At 46.6% G+C, this 16,279-nt stretch carries 16 protein-coding genes and 1 riboswitch; of the genes, 14 read left to right on the plus strand and 2 right to left on the minus strand.

What is annotated here, in order from left to right:
- Positions 1–176: 176 nt before the first annotated feature.
- The 10 genes from cbiD (at position 177) to KHZ77_RS05890 (ending at position 8,507) form a co-directional block, all read left to right on the plus strand.
- Complete coding sequence (gene cbiD, locus KHZ77_RS05845; protein WP_295196618.1) at positions 177–1,334, plus strand: cobalt-precorrin-5B (C(1))-methyltransferase CbiD; 1,158 nt, start codon at positions 177–179, stop codon at positions 1,332–1,334.
- A complete protein-coding gene (gene cbiE, locus KHZ77_RS05850) occupies positions 1,313–1,948 on the plus strand; it encodes a precorrin-6y C5,15-methyltransferase (decarboxylating) subunit CbiE (RefSeq protein ID WP_295196620.1) in 636 nt (211 codons plus the stop codon). The genes cbiD and cbiE overlap by 22 nt, the downstream gene beginning before the upstream one ends.
- 34 nt (positions 1,949–1,982) lie before the next feature.
- Complete coding sequence (gene cbiT / locus KHZ77_RS05855; protein WP_295196622.1) at positions 1,983–2,582, plus strand: precorrin-6Y C5,15-methyltransferase (decarboxylating) subunit CbiT; 600 nt, start codon at positions 1,983–1,985, stop codon at positions 2,580–2,582.
- On the plus strand, positions 2,579–3,373 hold the full coding sequence (gene cobM / locus KHZ77_RS05860) for a precorrin-4 C(11)-methyltransferase (RefSeq protein ID WP_295196624.1): 795 nt from the start codon (positions 2,579–2,581) through the stop codon (positions 3,371–3,373). The genes cbiT and cobM overlap by 4 nt, the downstream gene beginning before the upstream one ends.
- Before the next feature lie 61 nt (positions 3,374–3,434).
- The gene (locus tag KHZ77_RS05865) at positions 3,435–4,520 is read left to right on the plus strand and encodes a cobalt-precorrin 5A hydrolase (protein ID WP_295196626.1); all 1,086 of its coding nucleotides are present in this window, start codon (positions 3,435–3,437) and stop codon (positions 4,518–4,520) included.
- A gap of 29 nt (positions 4,521–4,549) precedes the next feature.
- Complete coding sequence (cobJ, locus tag KHZ77_RS05870) at positions 4,550–5,239, plus strand: precorrin-3B C(17)-methyltransferase (RefSeq protein ID WP_295196627.1); 690 nt, start codon at positions 4,550–4,552, stop codon at positions 5,237–5,239.
- A complete protein-coding gene (gene cobK, locus KHZ77_RS05875; protein WP_295196629.1) occupies positions 5,236–6,009 on the plus strand; it encodes a precorrin-6A reductase in 774 nt (257 codons plus the stop codon). Before cobJ ends, cobK begins: the two co-directional genes overlap by 4 nt.
- Complete coding sequence (locus tag KHZ77_RS05880) at positions 6,002–6,670, plus strand: precorrin-8X methylmutase (RefSeq protein ID WP_295196631.1); 669 nt, start codon at positions 6,002–6,004, stop codon at positions 6,668–6,670. The genes cobK and KHZ77_RS05880 overlap by 8 nt, the downstream gene beginning before the upstream one ends.
- Complete coding sequence (locus KHZ77_RS05885; RefSeq protein ID WP_295196632.1) at positions 6,670–7,710, plus strand: iron ABC transporter permease; 1,041 nt, start codon at positions 6,670–6,672, stop codon at positions 7,708–7,710. Before KHZ77_RS05880 ends, KHZ77_RS05885 begins: the two co-directional genes overlap by 1 nt.
- Complete coding sequence (locus tag KHZ77_RS05890) at positions 7,710–8,507, plus strand: ABC transporter ATP-binding protein (protein WP_295196634.1); 798 nt, start codon at positions 7,710–7,712, stop codon at positions 8,505–8,507. The genes KHZ77_RS05885 and KHZ77_RS05890 overlap by 1 nt, the downstream gene beginning before the upstream one ends.
- Positions 8,508–8,689: 182 nt before the next feature.
- On the opposite strand, the gene KHZ77_RS05895 is transcribed toward KHZ77_RS05890, so the two are convergent.
- Together KHZ77_RS05895 and KHZ77_RS05900 are read right to left on the minus strand one after the other, a co-directional pair.
- The gene (locus KHZ77_RS05895; RefSeq protein ID WP_295196635.1) at positions 8,690–9,652 is read right to left on the minus strand and encodes an ABC transporter substrate-binding protein; all 963 of its coding nucleotides are present in this window, start codon (positions 9,650–9,652) and stop codon (positions 8,690–8,692) included.
- Positions 9,652–10,677 carry a sirohydrochlorin cobaltochelatase gene (locus tag KHZ77_RS05900; RefSeq protein ID WP_295196637.1) on the minus strand — a complete coding sequence of 342 codons (1,026 nt, stop codon included), beginning with the start codon at positions 10,675–10,677 and terminating at the stop codon, positions 9,652–9,654. Before KHZ77_RS05900 ends, KHZ77_RS05895 begins: the two co-directional genes overlap by 1 nt.
- Before the next feature lie 249 nt (positions 10,678–10,926).
- A riboswitch (cobalamin riboswitch) is annotated at positions 10,927–11,105 on the minus strand.
- Positions 11,106–11,996: 891 nt separating this feature from the next.
- On the opposite strand from KHZ77_RS05900, the gene KHZ77_RS05905 reads away from it, so the two are divergent.
- The 4 genes from KHZ77_RS05905 (at position 11,997) to KHZ77_RS05920 (ending at position 16,277) form a co-directional block, all read left to right on the plus strand.
- A complete protein-coding gene (locus KHZ77_RS05905; protein ID WP_295196639.1) occupies positions 11,997–12,866 on the plus strand; it encodes a sirohydrochlorin cobaltochelatase in 870 nt (289 codons plus the stop codon).
- 169 nt (positions 12,867–13,035) lie between these two features.
- Positions 13,036–13,890 carry a sirohydrochlorin cobaltochelatase gene (locus KHZ77_RS05910; RefSeq protein ID WP_295196641.1) on the plus strand — a complete coding sequence of 285 codons (855 nt, stop codon included), beginning with the start codon at positions 13,036–13,038 and terminating at the stop codon, positions 13,888–13,890.
- A 93-nt stretch (positions 13,891–13,983) separates the two neighbouring features.
- On the plus strand, positions 13,984–14,691 hold the full coding sequence (gene cobI / locus KHZ77_RS05915; RefSeq protein ID WP_295196643.1) for a precorrin-2 C(20)-methyltransferase: 708 nt from the start codon (positions 13,984–13,986) through the stop codon (positions 14,689–14,691).
- A gap of 68 nt (positions 14,692–14,759) precedes the next feature.
- The gene (locus KHZ77_RS05920; protein WP_295196644.1) at positions 14,760–16,277 is read left to right on the plus strand and encodes a cobyrinate a,c-diamide synthase; all 1,518 of its coding nucleotides are present in this window, start codon (positions 14,760–14,762) and stop codon (positions 16,275–16,277) included.
- Positions 16,278–16,279: the final 2 nt, after the last annotated feature.

The raw sequence follows: 16,279 nt of genomic DNA on the forward strand, positions 1-16,279 counted from the left end.
TGTGTGATAAGGTACCTGCCAGAGACGGCTTCATACGCAGTTGTGAGTTGGGAAGAGCAGCGTAGTTACGCTGCTCTTTGCTTACTTCTGAGGGGAATCGAGCTCCGGGTATTAATTTTTAATATAGGTGTATGGGGATTTGTGATTTAACAAATAGTTAGGAAAGAGGCGAGGACATGACAGACAGTCAAAAGGCCACGAATCAATCAACAAAGAATTTTGTGCATAAAGAAATGCGCAGCGGTTATACGACCGGATCCTGCGCAACGGCGGGAATGAAGGCGGCCCTTTTGGCGCTTTTACGTGGCGAAAATCCTCGTCAGGTTACAATTACAAATCCGCAGGGACAGACGATTGATATTCCTGTGGCCGGCATTGACATAATTTCCTCTGAAATGGCGGAAGCCACGATTATTAAAGATGCAGGCGACGATCCGGATGTAACTCACGGAGCTGAAGTGGTTACTACGGTAACACTTACTCATGACGGCGTGCTTCGATTTGAAGCGGGCAGCGGTGTAGGTACGGTGACTAAGCCGGGCCTGGCACTTTCTGTAGGTGAACCGGCTATCAATCCGGGACCGCGCGCCATGATGGGGCTCGTGTACAATGAACTTTGTCCTCCGGCGGAAGGGGTGCTGGTAACGGTCAGTGTAACGAACGGCCGTGAACTGGCCAAGAAAACCTTAAACGCCACCTTGGGTATCGAAGGGGGTATTTCCATTATCGGAACCACCGGCATTGTGAAGCCTATGAGTGAGGAAGGGTTTAAAAATTCCTTAATTCCTCAGCTTCATGTTATGAAAGCGGCCGGCTATAAAACGGCGGTTCTCGTGCCGGGGCGCATCGGCCTTAACTTGGGACAAAAGAAGCTTGGCATTTCCCCGATACAGATGGCGGAAACCAGTAATTTTATCGGCTTCATGCTGGAAGAATGTGTGAAGGCCGGCTTTAAAGATATTTTAATTATCGGCCACATCGGTAAAATTGTGAAATTGGCCTCCGGCAGTTTCCATACGCATAACCGCATGAGCGATGGCCGTATTGAAACGCTTATGGCCTATGCGGCGCTGGAAGGGGCGAGCCGTGAGGTGGTACAGGAAATTATGGAATGTAACACTACAGAAGCGGTTATGCCGATTTTGGAGCGGGAACACTTGACCGGTGTATACCAACGCATTGCGGACCGAGCCTCGTTGCGTTCGGAGCGCTACATTGCTAATGAAGCCCATGTAGGGGTTATGATTGCTACATTGGACGGCAAAATTCTCGCCATGGACAAAGAGGCGAAGCGCATGGGAGGTGATTCGGAATGGAACATACCCTCTATGTAGTGGGCATTGGTCCGGGGAATCCTGACTATGTGGTGCCTAAGGGACTGCGACTCATTGAAGAGGCGACCGTACTTGTAGGCAGCGAACGGGCTTTGCTCGATTTTGCTCATGAAGGCCAAACCACCTACCCGGTAACCGGTAAGCTTACAGAACTGGTAGCATGGCTCAAGGAACAGCTGGCAGAACACGATGTGGTGGTGCTGGTGAGCGGTGACACCGGGTATTATAGCTTGTTGCCTTATTTAAAACGCAATTTCGCTGAGTATCCTATTGAAGTGGTACCGGGAATCAGTTCCATGACTTTTGCCTTTGCCCGCATCAATGAAGTGTGGCAAGATGCAGACTTATTGAGCTTCCACGGACGCGTACCGCCTGAAGAGGCACTCCTGTATGCACCGAATCGGAAACTGGGATTTTTAACCGATAAAACATATAACGGTGCGGCGATTGCCAAGGTTCTCATGGACCATGGATGGCCGTCCGACTGCCGTATTGTCGGTTGTGAACGACTCAGTTACGAAGATGAACATGTGGAAGAGTTTACCTTGGAAACAATGACGCAAAGCGAAGGCTTTACCCATGCGGTTATTATTGCCTTTGCTCACGGAGAATAAAGTACATATATTTTAACGTTGGAAAGGAGTTCGTATGGCTCATTTTTATGGCATTCCTGATGAGGAGTTTATTCGCGGCGATGTACCTATGACGAAGCGCGAAATTCGCATGGCTGTGCTCAATGAAGCGCACATTCAGGAAGACAGTATCGTTCTTGATGTGGGCGCCGGCACAGGCTCGTTATCTATTGAAGCTGCGCTGGGAGCTCCTAAAGGGCATGTATATGCGATTGAACGATTTGATAAGGGGATTGACCTTATTGAACAGAATAAAGCGAAGTTTAATACGCCGAATTTGACGGCCATTAAGGCGAAAGCGCCGGAAGGTATGGACACTTTGCCGGCTCTTGATGCGGTGATTATCGGAGGCAGCGCCGGCGGTATGGAAGTCATTTTAGACGAAGTGGAACGCCTGTTAAAAGTCGGCGGTCGTCTCGTTGTAACGGCTGTGACTATGGAAACCGGTTATACTATTTTGAAAGCGTTGAAACAGCGTCCCTTTACTTATGAAGGGTATCAGATGGCTGTAAGCCGTTTCAAAAAAGCCGGTCCGTATCATATGATGGATCCGTTGAGCCCGATTTTTATTGTCACGGCAACGAAGGTGGCACAAGATGAGGAGGCGAGTGTATGACCGGTTCTGATATGCAAGCAACAGTGCCGACCGGCAAGGTTTTCTTTGTCGGTGCCGGCCCGGGAGATCCGGAACTGATTACGCGCAAGGGTTACCGATTGGTAACAGAAGCGGACATCGTGATTTATGCAGGATCCTTGGTAAATCCGGCGATTCTGGCAGATTGCAAACCGTCCTGTAAGATTTATAACAGTGCCACGATGAACTTGGATGAAGTGCTGGCCGTTATGAAAGCGGGCGCTTCTGAAGGCAAGCTGATTGTGCGCCTTCATACAGGGGACCCGGCTATTTACGGGGCCATTCAGGAACAGATGGATGCACTGAACCCGTTAGGCATCGATTACGAAGTGGTGCCGGGGGTAAGTTCATTCTTGGCTACGGCAGCTGCGTTAAAGCAGGAATACACGCTTCCTAACGTGAGTCAAACTGTAATCATTACACGTATGGAAGGGCGTACGCCTATGCCTCCTAAAGAAAAGCTGGCTTTACTGGCGGCTCATGAGGCGACTATGTGTATTTTCCTTAGTGTTCAAATGATGGACAAAGTGGTGGAAGAGTTGATTCGCGGCGGTTACGATAAAACGACGCCTGTAGCCATCGTGGTAAAAGCGTCCTGGCCGGATCAGCGCATTATTCGCGGCACCTTGGAGACTATCGGACAGATTGTGGCGAAGGAAGGCGTGCTTCGTCAGGCTATGATTGTAGTCAGCAAGGTGTTGGACAGCGATTACGAATTATCGAAGCTCTACGACAAGGGCTTCAGCCACATGTATCGCAGCGCGAAAGAGTAAGAGACATCTAAGAAGAGATATATTGGACGCGCGTTAAAGCTTGTAAAAGCGGGGTGAGTGTATGAAGACGGCTATTGTATCGGTTACGGCTGCAGGTGCAAAGTTAGGGCAGCAGATTGCCAATGCCTATGATGAAGTTCATATTTACGAGAAGGAAGAGCGGAGTTCAGGCGCAGAGGTTCACGCGTACTTTACATCGCTCAAGTCCATGATGCCTCAGTTGATGGCAGAGTATGACCGCCTGTTGTTTATTATGGCCACAGGGATTGTAGTGCGTCTCATCGCCCCTTTTATTGTCCATAAATCGACGGACCCTGCCGTAGTCGTTATGGATGAACAGGGACAATTTGCCATCAGCTTATTGTCCGGCCATTTGGGTGGGGCCAATGAGTGGACTCAGGAAGTGGCTCGTTTGGTCGATGCTATTCCGGTCATTACCACTGCTACCGATGTGAACGGCTTGCCGGCGCCCGATGTGCTGGCCCGCAAGCTGCAATGTGAAGTAGAGGACTTTGCTGTTCTAAAAGCGGTAAATGCGGCTATTGTGGCTAAAGAACCGGTTCGCTATTACTTGGATGATACACTGTATTTTAGCAATCAATATAAAAAAGTGGCCAATCGGATGGGCATTGAGGTGGCGAAGTTTAATCCCTTTACGGCGTGTGGACAATCGTTGTGCCACGATGATTTTAAAGGGATGCGCGTAATTATTACCGACATGGTGATGCGCGGTTGTGAACGGACTTTGTTTTTACGGCCCAAGACAATTACATTAGGTATAGGGTGCCGTCGTGATACGCCGAAAGAGGCGATTGTGGCGGCTATAGAGGAGGCGCTCCGAGAGGTAAAGCGCAGTCCCAAAAGCGTGCGGAGTATAGGTTCCGTGACGGTAAAACAGGATGAAGCGGGATTATTGGCGGCGGCGAGAGAGTTCGACCGGCCCATTCATTTTCACAGTCCCGAAGCAATAAGAGAAGTGATAGAAACGCAAGGGCTTGAAGAGTCGAAATTTGTTAAAGAAACGATAGGAGTAGGCAACGTATGCGAGACAACAGCATTATTGGAAGCGAACAGTCAAACATTATTACTGAAGAAAACAAGATTTCCCAACATAACCATAGCCATTGCACAGGTACAATCAAGGTAATCGGCATCGGCCCGGGCAATGAGGAGTTTATGACTCCCCAGGCCAAAGACGCTATTTTAGCGGCAGACCGTGTAGTTGGGTATTTGACGTATTTAGATTTAATTGCCGATTTGATTAAGGATAAGGAAACAGTGGGCACCGCCATGATGCAGGAAGTGGATCGTTGCCAACAGGCTGTGGATTTGGCGCGTGCCGGTCATCAGGTGGTCGTTGTATCCAGCGGTGATTCCGGTATTTACGGCATGGCCGGTTTAGTTATGGAATTGGCCAATAAAGTGCCTGCCGAAGAACGTCCTGACGTAGAAATTATTCCTGGCCTCAGTGCCGTTAATGTGGCGGCTGCCGTACTGGGCGCACCGCTTATGCATGACTTTGCAGTCATTTCCCTCAGCGACTTGATGACGCCATGGGATTTGATTAAAAAACGCGCCGCCTTAAGTGCGGAAGGTGATATGGTTATCGCCTTGTACAATCCGCGTAGTAAGAAGCGCATTACTCATTTGGATGAAGTGCGCGATATTGTACTCAAGTTCAGATCGCCGGATACACCGGTCGGTATTGTGCAAAAAGCCGGCCGCGCCGGTCAGCACATGGTCATTTCCGACTTGGAACATTTCACGAAGGAAGAAGTGGACATGCAGACCTTGGTTATTATCGGCAACAGCCAGACCTATGTGGAAAATGGCCGCATGATTACGCCGCGAGGCTATAAATTATGATTTGGGTCATAGCCGGAACTGTGGACGGTCGCACCTTGGCCGTTCAGATTCAGCAGCATACGCAGGAGGCTGTGTTGGTGTCCGTGGTCAGTCAATATGGTGCGCAACTGGCAGCCCATGAAGGTATTGAAGTTCATCAGGGGCGTCTCGATAAAGAGGCGATGGAAGCGTTGATTCGCGACAAACAGGTGAGCCTGCTTGTCGATGCCAGTCATCCTTATGCGGCGGTGGTGACCGCTACCGCTCGCGAAGCGGCCGGTGACATGGACATTCCCTATGTGCGTTTTGAGCGCAAGGAAGTTCCGTTGCCGGACTATGATAAGCTTCATCATGTAGCGAATGAAACGGAAGCGGCGGAATTGGCGGGACGATTAGGACAATGTGTTTATTTGACTACCGGCAGCAAGACGATGCACATATTTGCGAAAGCACAGGCTTTGAAAGGCAAGCGTGTTTGGACGCGCGTACTGCCAACGGCGGAAGTATTAACCATGATGGAAGAGCTCAATGTGTCGCCGAAAGATATTGTGGCCATGCAGGGACCTTTTTCCTATGATATGAACCGCGTTATGTTTAAGGATAGCGGTGCAGACGTGGTGGTTATGAAAAACTCAGGCCTTATCGGCGGCTCCGATACGAAGTTGAAAGCGGCTATGGACCTGGGGCTTCATGTCATTGTGATTGATCGCCCTCGCCTGGCGGAAGGGGCCGTTACCATTACGGATGTAAATGAGTTTTATGAATTATGGAAGGATTTAAAGGATGAATAATTACATTAAAAACCCGAAAGCAATTGAAGATAAAAGTATGGAATTAATTTATCCCTATGTGAAGGATTTGAACTTAACCGATGATGAAATCCGCGTATATTCCCGTACGATTCATGCATCCGGCGATGTGGAGTATGCGCAGCTCGTTCGCACCAGTGAAGGGGCCGTAGCGAAAGGGATTGAAGCCATCGAAAAGGGCGCTCACATTTACTGCGACGTGGAAATGGTGCGCACCGGTATCAATAAAGGGGCCTTGGCGTTGCGCGGCAGTGAAGCACATTGTCTCATTAAAGATGAAAAAGTGGCTGAAATGGCGAAAGAGTTGGGCGTGACCCGTTCCATCGCCGCTATGCGCACATTCGGCAAAGCCTTGGATGGTCAGATTGTAGCCATCGGCAATGCACCAACCGCATTGTACGAAGTATTGCGCCTCGCCTTGGAAGAAGGCGTTAAACCGGCTCTGATTATCGGCATTCCCGTAGGATTCGTGGGCGCAGCGGAGTCCAAAGATTATTTAATGGAAGTATCTCCTGTGCCTTATATCACTGTAAAAGGCAATAAAGGGGGCAGTTCCATTGCAGCGTCCGTTGTTAATGCCTTGCTTTACACCGGCGTTAAACGGGACGGCATGCTCTTTGTGAAAGGGAAGGATGAGAAGTAATGACTTCATCGTCATCTGATTTTGATGTAAATACTGCTGCTACTGTAAAGAAAGGAAAATCACGCAAGGCCAGGCGCCTTGCATGGGTGCTTCTGTTTCTCGGACTCGCCTTGGCCAGTCTGGTCATTTCTCTGATTTACGGTGCGGCCGATATTTCACTGGGAAAAATTTGGCATACCTTGTGGAGCTCGTCTCTGGTAGATACGGAAGACATGGTTATTTGGAATATCCGTTTTCCACGCAATATTGTAGCTGCTCTGGTGGGGGCTAACTTGGCAGTAGCCGGTGCCATCTTGCAGGCGGTTATGAAAAACCCTTTGGCAGACCCGCAGATTGTAGGGGTTTCCTCCGGTGCCGGTTTGGCCGGTGTCATCATCTTTATTTTATTTCCCAGCTGGGAGTATTTAGTGCCTCTGGTGGCCTTTGTGGGCGCTATGGCGGCGGCCTTGCTGGTGTATGCACTGGCTTGGAAACAGGGGATTCGACCTACGCGTATCATATTGGCCGGCGTGGCGGTGGCCGCTTTCCTCGGATCCGGCATTTCCGCATTGCTCGTGTTTTACGGCGATCGCGTGCAGGGTGCCTTGCTGTGGATGGCCGGTGGGTTGTCCGCGCGCAGTTGGCCACATGTGTATATATTAGTACCTTATACCATTGGGGGCTTATTATTGGCTTTCTTCGGTTCCCGACGCCTTACGATATTGAGTCTTGGCGATGAAACGGCGAAAGGTCTTGGCCTTCCGGTGGAACAGACGCGCTTTATGATGACTGCCGTAGCGGCTTTATTGGCGGCCAGCGCGGTCAGCGTAGCGGGCCTTATCGGCTTCGTAGGGCTTGTTATTCCTCATGTGGTGCGCATGATTATCGGCAATGATTATACTTATTTGCTACCCGGGTCGGCATTTTTGGGCGCCACGGTGCTCATTATCAGCGATACTATAGGGCGCGTAGCCTTTGCGCCGGTGGAAGTACCGGTAGGCATTATTATGGCTTTTCTGGGAGCACCTTTCTTCCTGTATTTATTGAGGAGGGAAGCGTAATGAGTGAAAAACAGACAGCCATTGCTGTAGAAGGGTTAGACGTAAGCTTCGTTCAAAAAGATGTGCTGAAGGATATAAACTGGCAAATTCCGAAAGGACGCATTACGGCGCTCGTAGGACCGAACGGCTGCGGCAAGAGTACCTTGTTAAAATGTATTATCGGCAACTTAAAGCCTCATAAGGGGCGCATTTCCATAAACGGTCAATCTTTGGAATCCTATTCCGCCCGTACGCTGGCTCATACGGTGGCATTCTTACCGCAGTCTCCGGAAGTGCCCGGCGATATGACGGTGGAAGAACTTGTATATTGCGGCCGCTATCCCCATCAGAAATGGTGGATAAATTCCGCAAGGGAAGATCGAATCGCCGTAGAAGAGGCGTTGGGGGCCACGAAGACATTGCACTTAAAGGATCAGATTGTGCAGTCTCTGTCCGGCGGTGAACGGCAACGCGTGTGGATTGCCATGGCGCTGGCGCAGGAGAGCGATATTCTATTGCTTGACGAACCGACCACGTATTTAGACATCAATCATCAGCTCGAAATTATGGAGCTGTTGCAGCGTTTAAATAAAGAAAAGCAACTTACCGTAGTCATGGTACTGCACGAGTTGAACCAGGCTGCGGAATATGCCCATGAAGTGGGGGTCATTCATAAAGGTGGACTGAAGGCGGTGGGTACACCGGCCGAAGTTTTCACGGAAGAACTGTTGCGTGACGTATTCGCTGTCAGTGCCCGCATTGAAGAGGGCGAGAAGCGCGGTGCGCCGTATATAAAGATAAAGGGTCTTTTGAAGTAAGCTTGGAAAGTATTTCAACGTAGTGCGCAGATACATTGCCTTTGGGTGAGGGCAATGTTGAAAGGCTTTTAACGAAATATAGACAAACAAAAAGGAGTTCACTCCCGAGGGAGGAACTCCTTTTTGTATACCTATATCTTACAAAAGAGGTTAGAGAGTAAAGCGTATTTTAAGGATAGGTGTTAAAATATTACCTCTTTATTGTAAGCCATTTTAACAAGCTCTGCCATCGCATCCGGAGTATGGAGTCCCGGATTGAGTAAGAAGTAATTTGATGGCAGGTAGAAAACTTTATTGTTGCGTACGGCTTTCAGATTTTGCCAAGCCGGATTATCAGTCATTTCTTTGGCCATGGTTTTAGTGATTTCATCTTTTTTACCCATAGTGGAAATGAAGATAATGTCCGGATCGTCAACGGTCAATTTTTCCAAGGAATAAGGAATCGTTTTGGCGGAATGGTCGTAGTCACCACTGCTGAGGACTACATTATTCATGCCTAATTCTTTGACCATGGACGCCGTAATGGCTAAGTCTGTTTCCGCGGTTACCGCTTTGGCTGTAGCGCGCAGAACGGCTACTTTAGCGGTACCTTGCTGAGCGGCGCTGTCAGCGGCGGCTTTTTTCGCAATATCAATCTTGCGGTTATAGTCGGCCACAACAGCTTTCGCTTTATCTTCGTTGTGGGTTAATTCGCCCAAGAACAGAAGCAATGGTACATTATCTTTTATGCCGTCGTAGTTAAAGAGGATATAAGACAAGTGGTTGCTCTGTAATTGTCCTTCGTATTTACTGTGCTGGTTGCCAAGTCCAAGTACCAGGTCAGGTTTTAAACCTAACAGTGTTTCCATGTTGATGTTGGCGGTAGTGCCGATGGAAGGCAGGTCCTTAAACGTATCAGGCAACGGCTCAGTGCTGTCAACGCGGTCAATGGATTTACCGCCCACTGCATCGAGCAGAGCCAGTACGGAGTTGGACATGGTCGCAATTCGCTGCGGATTTGCCGGTACCGTATAGGTCTGATCTTTGTAAGTCAGCGTACGGGTCTCATTGGACTGTGTTGTATCAGTTTTACCGCACCCTGCAAGGACCAGCAAGGTAAGAAGAGACACAACGAAGAAGAGTATGTTATGCTTCGAAAATTTCATTATTCAGCCTCAGTTGGCGCCTGTAATGCTTTCCATGCTTCGTCAGCACGTTCGGAGTAGATGTCGCGGATTTTCTGGTTTTCACCAAGACCGTGAATGTAAGTATCTACTGTAAAGCCTGCGTCGATTAATTGTGATTTATGGGAATCAGGTTCGTCACCGGCCATATCGTTGTTCGCATGGTCGCCTGCTACCATCATGAATGGCATTAAGGTTACGTGGTTGATACCTTTTGCTTTAAGAATAGGGATAATATTTTCTAAACGAGGATTACCTTCTACTGTGTAGATGTAGGTGTTTTTCAAACCTTCGGAATCAATGCGGTCCTGAATTACGGAGTAGTACGCATTGGAAGGATCCGGAGTACCATGTGCCATGATCAATACGGCATCGTTCGGTCCTTGTTTAGGGAACTGAGTGGCGGTCGCTTTTACAACTTCCACTACATCGTCAGCCTGATCTTCCTGGCCCATCCAGTACATAAGCGGAGTACCGAACGTCATTTTTTTGAAGTTTTGTTTGTAGGTGTTGAATACAGCTGCTTTGTAGTTGTATTCGATACCCGGAATTACGTCTAATGTAGTTAAGGCAACGCGAGTGTAGCCTTCAGCTTTTAATTGATCGAGCGCTTCTTCAGGAGTAGGGTATGTAATACCTTCTTTGGCTTTGATGCGGTCGATGATGATGTGAGATGTGAAAGCAGTTACCACTTTTACATTTGGATGTTGTTCCTGAATTTCGTTTACAGTAGCTGTAATCGTTTTATCACGGGTATCTTTGAATGTAGTACCGAAGCTCATCACTACGATAGCGTCTTTGTTTGGTGCATTCATAAGAACAGGATCAGTTGTGTTGTATGTTTTTAAACCGATCTGAGTGGCTTCCAATAGAGCCGGAGTAGCCGTTTTAACTTCGGAGCTCAATGTGTAAGCTGCGGAAACGGGATTGCTCACAAAGCCGGCGCCTACGAGTGCCGCCACAGTAAGAGCTACAGTGATAGAATACTTAAATACCTGTTTTTTCATAATAATCCTCCCTGACTATAATCCGGACAGTTTGCTGTCCTAAATATATTTCGAAAAAGCTTTTGGAATGAGTATCCGAAGGCCTTCGAAATAGCCTCCCTATATAAAAAATCCTCGTACCACAGAGTCGGTCGAGGATAATAAGGGCAAATCAAATATATCCTTAGCCACATCACTTTTTAACACAAGGGATGTGAGTAAGAATTGTTTTCATGCTGACTTCGATATACCTCGCCATCTCTCGTGGGTTTACGGTAATCCATTTCAGGCAGTTCTTCTGGCTCGAGTTCATCGTGGACATCGCCTTCCCGGAGTACTGAAACTCCAGTGACATATTGATGGCACTCCCTCACACAGCGGCGGGACCGCAGCAGCGTTTACTGCATTTCTCTATTAAGTAGGGTTACACCTGATATGGTCTTATTCACTTTTACTTTTTTTTATCATAGCAAAATCATAAAGTACCTGTCAATTAAAAGAATGTACGCATGTGAAGGAATAAAAATGGGATAGGCAAAACTGAAAAAGTCTGTTACTATTACTTCTGCAACTACTTCGAAAACGATAAAAGTCTCAATTGATATCGTGATGTGCTCCGCAAACAGATGATCATGTGCTTCCGGTGAAGCATTCAATTTATGTAACTTGCATGGGAACGCATAAAAAACAATATGCACAGTATAAGCATTAGATGTATGAAATTGTTGTGAGCATACGAGTAATTGATAAAACCGATAACAGAATTACAATAAAATGATGACAATACCTGCGGTATAAGCAGAGTTGCCATTAATTTGGTTTCGGAGCGTCAATTATGATGGCAGTTCAGATAATTATGTTGGAGATTTAATAGTTGTTAAAATGTATAAAAATACATTAAATGTATGAAAATAGTATAAAGTGACTGAATGATAATTATGAGGTTTGAAGTGGATTTCTCATTTGGACCGAATGAAGAAGTCAACTTTTATTATCGTAATTATTAATACCTCTCACTCTGCAGTATCTATTCGGGAACTATGTTTCCAATTAAATAGCGGTAAATCGATAATAATCGAAGTAAATCGTTATAATTAGATATACTTTTTGGTACTTATTATGAAAATTATATCTTATCATTGATATTCAATGATAAAACCATAAATGAGATAAATTCTCATTGACTTACTTCCTAAAGTAACGTATTATTATACCATCAAAGGAAAATTCAACATACATTTCGAGAATTTTCGATAGAACGAAATATGACAGTTTTCGGAACTTTTATAGTCCCATCATGGTAATGATGTTATAGGTATATTAATATGGAGGATTATCGTATGAGTACAAAGGGTATTATCTTAGCAACATTCGGCTCGATTTACGGAGAGGCCGTGGAGAAGTCCGTTGGTATAATGGAAACAAAGATTAAAAAAGCATATCCCGATGCCATTGTGCGCCGCGTATTTTTGGCGGATGCGCTCATTGAAAAATGGAACGAAAAATATAATACACCTGTACACTCATTATCCGATGCATTGAACGAGTTTAAAGGGCAGGGCATTAATGATGTTTTCGTATTGCCATTCGCCTTGGTGGCCGATCAATGTTACCAGAAGATGCGCAAAGCGATTGCCTCTTTCACCTATGCGCAGGATCGAAACAGCGGCATGCGCATTCATGTGGGCAAACCGCTATTGAGTTCCTTGGGCGTAAAAAACTACGCTGATGATTATGTGGCAACTATTGATGCGATTATGAAACACGTAAATATTCGTGCCTTAAATAAATCCGTATTGTTGATGGCGAATGGCCAGAATCAATTGGAATTCAGTGCGCTGCAGCTTAAATGCCTATACGGTAACGGCCAAAATGTGGCGGTGTTCACATCCAACGGATTCCCGAACTTCAAACAGGCGCTTACTTTATTGGAACGCCTTGATCACAAAGAAGTGTTGGTTGTGCCTTTAGCGCTAATCGGCTCGGAGCATTTGATGGATTTCCTCGGCGGCGATCGTTCCGATTCCGTGGCAACCCTACTCACCGAAGAGGGGTACGGCGTAGCCATTTGGAATGAAGGCTTAGGCGAAAATCCATTCGTTCAGGAGTTGTTCTTAAAACACTTGGCACAGTCTGTTCGCATGATTGAACGCAAACAGCAGGGGCAATCGAAACAGGAACAGTCTAAAGTAGCACATTTGGCAGGTTAACAAGCAACGTAAACGTATATGACAGATAATTAAAGATAGATAAAACGGTCCTTATAAACAGGGCCGTTTTGTTTTTATAGAAATAAACAGGTCACAATAGTGGATGTGAGTTTTTGAATTTGTTTAGTATAATGAAAGTAATAGTGAAGATTCAATCAGGGAGGTTTTGATGAAACAGGCAATTTTGGTGGTCGCCTTCGGCACCACGGTAGAAACGGCGCGACAACGGCAAATTAATCCGGTTGTGGAGCATATACGAAAGACCTGGCCTGAGTTTGAAGTGCGTTTAGCATTTACATCGCGTATTATTATAAAACGCTTGCGCGAACGGGGCGAGGAAATCGCTACGGAATTGGGGGCCATGGAAGCGTTAATCGCTGAAGGTTATGATACGATTTATGTACAGCCATTGCATTTTACCGGTGGCGAAGAATTCGATAAATTAAAACACAATATTTTAGAGTTTGAAGGGCAAGGAAATTTAAAAACTGTCCGAATTGGTCGTCCTTTGCTGTATTTCATGGGGCAGGAAGAACGCCCTGATGATTATGAAACCTTAATTGAATCGTTTATAAAGCCGTTGAACATTCCTGATGATGAGGGATTACTACTCATCGGCCATGGTGGCACGAGCGTAGGTAACGGCTGTTACGGTGTGCTGCAATTGAAATTGTTGTGCAGCGGATTGTCTCGTGTGCGCATTGCCGCATTGGAATGTTTCCCTGAAATTGATGATGTGGCATTGCCTTGGGAGCAATTGGGCGGTCCTGTTCCGAAACGTGTTCACCTCCATCCGTTGTTACTGGTGGCAGGAGATCATGCACTAAACGATATTTTCGGTGATGAACCGGATAGTGTGGTAAAGCAGCTGGAAGCAGACGGCTTTGAAGTGGTTCGTCATGAAAAAGGCCTTGGCGAATATGAGACCATTCAGAAGCTATATGCATCCCATTTGGAAGATGCGATGGCGAATCGCTATGAAGGGCGGTCAAAACGAAAACCGGCAATCCCAAATATTAAATAGAAATATAGTCCCTAACTAAATAAATATTAAAGAGAAGTGTAGTCTCTCTAATATTAATATAGAAGTATATAACAGTGTAAAAAGGAGCATCTTATGAAAGGCAAATTATATGGAATCGGTGTAGGACCTGGTGATTCGGAATTAATGACAGTAAAAGGGGCCCGCATTATTGGCGAGGCGGATGTAATTATTACGCCTAAAACGGAGAAGAAGGACGGATCCGTAGCGCTTACAATTGCAGAACCTTATATTCAATCTCATACGGAAATCGTGCCGGTTGTGTTCCCTATGGTGCTTGACAACAGCCAGCAACAAGAAGGCTGGGAAGAAGCACGCCGCATTATTGTGGGCTTATTGGAAGAAGGTAAGAAAGTGGTATTCCTTACCTTAGGAGACCCTATGTTTTATAGTACCTACATGTATGTGTACCGCTTGGTGGAAAATGCCGGCTATGATATTGAAACGATTCCCGGTGTTACGGCTTTCTGTGCCATCGGCTCCCGTCTTGGCTATCCGATCGTAGAAAAAGAAGAAGTGCTGGCTATTGTGCCGGCTACGGCGCCAAAGGAAAAAATCGACAAGGTGCTGGCCGTTGCTGATGATGCGGTAATCATGAAAGTATATCGCAACTTTGGTGAAATTCAGGAAACACTTAAAAAATATGACATGGCCGATGAAGCGGTTATGATCAGTCGTTGCGGCTTGGACGGCGAAGAGATTTATCGCGGTTTAGATGAATTACCTGAAGATTTGAAATTAAATTATTTATCAACTATTTTGACGAAGCGTAAAGATCGATAAGTGGGAAATCCCTAAATATTAATAAGAATATTATAAGAACGCTATAAGATTGATACGAGGTAAGGCGTATGCTTGATAAGGAAACGGTAAAACGTCCCCGCCTTGTTATTGCAGGGACGAATTCCGGTGTAGGTAAAACTACAATTGTAGCCGGGATGTTGCGTCATTTACGTGATGTGGGACACGCGGTACAGGCGTTTAAAGTGGGGCCCGATTATATTGATCCGGGGTTTCACAAGGAAGCGAGCGGTCGCGACTGTTATAATCTGGACACCTGGCTCGTGCCAGCGGAAAAGTTGAACGACTATTTTGTAAATGCCTCAGCCACAGCCGATTTGTCCATCATTGAAGGGGTAATGGGCCTTTATGACGGTGGACGGGACGGCGTGAGCTCTACAGCGGAAATTGCAATACAGCTACAGGCGCCGGTGGTGCTTGTTATTGACTGCAAAGCTATGGGTGAAAGTGCGGCTGCCATTGCTAAGGGATTTCGCGATTATGACGAGGAATTGGATTTTCGTGGTGTTATATTAAATCGCATCGGATCGGCTAACCATGAACTCATGATTCGCAATGGGCTGGAACGATTGAATATTCCGGTGCTTGGTGTTATTCATCGAGATGAACGCATGAAATCGCCGGAGCGTCATTTAGGGCTTACACCGGTTACAGAACTGGATGTGGAACAGACGTTGGTTGTTATCAGCGAGTGCATGGGCGAGAGCTTGGATTTTGATGCACTTCTGAAAATTGCTGAGTCAGCTCCTGCTTTAGAGGGGCCCGTAAAATATCATGAGGTGTTGGATTCAAAAAATGCTTCTAAGTTTAAAACAGCTGGACACATTAACCAAGCTGGGGATATTAACCAGTCTGTAAAAATCGGCGTTGCTTACGATGAAGCCTTTTCCTTCTACTATCCTGCGAGCTTGCAGGTCTTAGAGGTACAAGGGGCGGAACTTATTTATTTCAGTCCGTTGCGGGATAAGACGATTCCAAAGGTAGAGGCGCTTATATTTGGCGGCGGTTTTCCGGAAATGTTCTTGCAATCGCTCAGTGAAAACGAGTCCATGAAAGAGGCGATTCGAGAAGCAGCCCGGTCAGGTATGCCGGTGTATGCGGAATGTGGCGGTCTCATGTATTTATCTGAAGAGGTAGTGGATTTTGAAAAAAATACATTGCCTATGGTTGGTCTTGTGCCGGCGCGCTGTGCCATGCAGGACAGTTTGCAACGCGTAGGATATGTAGAAGCGACCGCACTTCAGGATACAGTGCTGGTACGGAACGGTGAAACACTGCGCGGCCATGAATTCCACTTTTCCACTATGGAAGTGATGGATGATTCTGTTTCGAAGGATGATAAAGCTTCAGCGGAAAAGACTTCTGATTCGATAACAGGAGTCTCTGCCGAGGACGTAGACTTCCCTTGGGCGTTCCGCTTTGAAGGAGGTCGTAAAAAGCAGGTCTACGTGGGTGGTTATAGCAAGGATAATGTATTGGCGTCCTATTTACATATTAACTTTGCCGGCAATGATGAAGCGGTGGCCCGTTTCATAGAAGCGGCGCGGCAATATGGCGGAAAGAATTGAGG

This window comes from Veillonella sp. (assembly GCF_018364065.1).
Classification (GTDB): domain Bacteria; phylum Bacillota; class Negativicutes; order Veillonellales; family Veillonellaceae; genus Veillonella_A.

Bases quoted from the DNA above. Each gene is read 5' to 3' on its own strand.
- cbiD (WP_295196618.1), top strand. From the start codon at position 177: ATGACAGACAGTCAAAAGGCCACGAATCAATCAACAAAGAATTTTGTG.
- cbiE (WP_295196620.1), top strand. From the start codon at position 1,313: ATGGAACATACCCTCTATGTAGTGGGCATTGGTCCGGGGAATCCTGAC.
- cbiT (WP_295196622.1), top strand. From the start codon at position 1,983: ATGGCTCATTTTTATGGCATTCCTGATGAGGAGTTTATTCGCGGCGAT.
- cobM (WP_295196624.1), top strand. From the start codon at position 2,579: ATGACCGGTTCTGATATGCAAGCAACAGTGCCGACCGGCAAGGTTTTC.
- KHZ77_RS05865 (WP_295196626.1), top strand. From the start codon at position 3,435: ATGAAGACGGCTATTGTATCGGTTACGGCTGCAGGTGCAAAGTTAGGG.
- cobJ (WP_295196627.1), top strand. From the start codon at position 4,550: ATGACTCCCCAGGCCAAAGACGCTATTTTAGCGGCAGACCGTGTAGTT.
- cobK (WP_295196629.1), top strand. From the start codon at position 5,236: ATGATTTGGGTCATAGCCGGAACTGTGGACGGTCGCACCTTGGCCGTT.
- KHZ77_RS05880 (WP_295196631.1), top strand. From the start codon at position 6,002: ATGAATAATTACATTAAAAACCCGAAAGCAATTGAAGATAAAAGTATG.
- KHZ77_RS05885 (WP_295196632.1), top strand. From the start codon at position 6,670: ATGACTTCATCGTCATCTGATTTTGATGTAAATACTGCTGCTACTGTA.
- KHZ77_RS05890 (WP_295196634.1), top strand. From the start codon at position 7,710: ATGAGTGAAAAACAGACAGCCATTGCTGTAGAAGGGTTAGACGTAAGC.
- KHZ77_RS05895 (WP_295196635.1), bottom strand. From the start codon at position 9,652: ATGAAATTTTCGAAGCATAACATACTCTTCTTCGTTGTGTCTCTTCTT.
- KHZ77_RS05900 (WP_295196637.1), bottom strand. From the start codon at position 10,677: ATGAAAAAACAGGTATTTAAGTATTCTATCACTGTAGCTCTTACTGTG.
- KHZ77_RS05905 (WP_295196639.1), top strand. From the start codon at position 11,997: ATGAGTACAAAGGGTATTATCTTAGCAACATTCGGCTCGATTTACGGA.
- KHZ77_RS05910 (WP_295196641.1), top strand. From the start codon at position 13,036: ATGAAACAGGCAATTTTGGTGGTCGCCTTCGGCACCACGGTAGAAACG.
- cobI (WP_295196643.1), top strand. From the start codon at position 13,984: ATGAAAGGCAAATTATATGGAATCGGTGTAGGACCTGGTGATTCGGAA.
- KHZ77_RS05920 (WP_295196644.1), top strand. From the start codon at position 14,760: ATGCTTGATAAGGAAACGGTAAAACGTCCCCGCCTTGTTATTGCAGGG.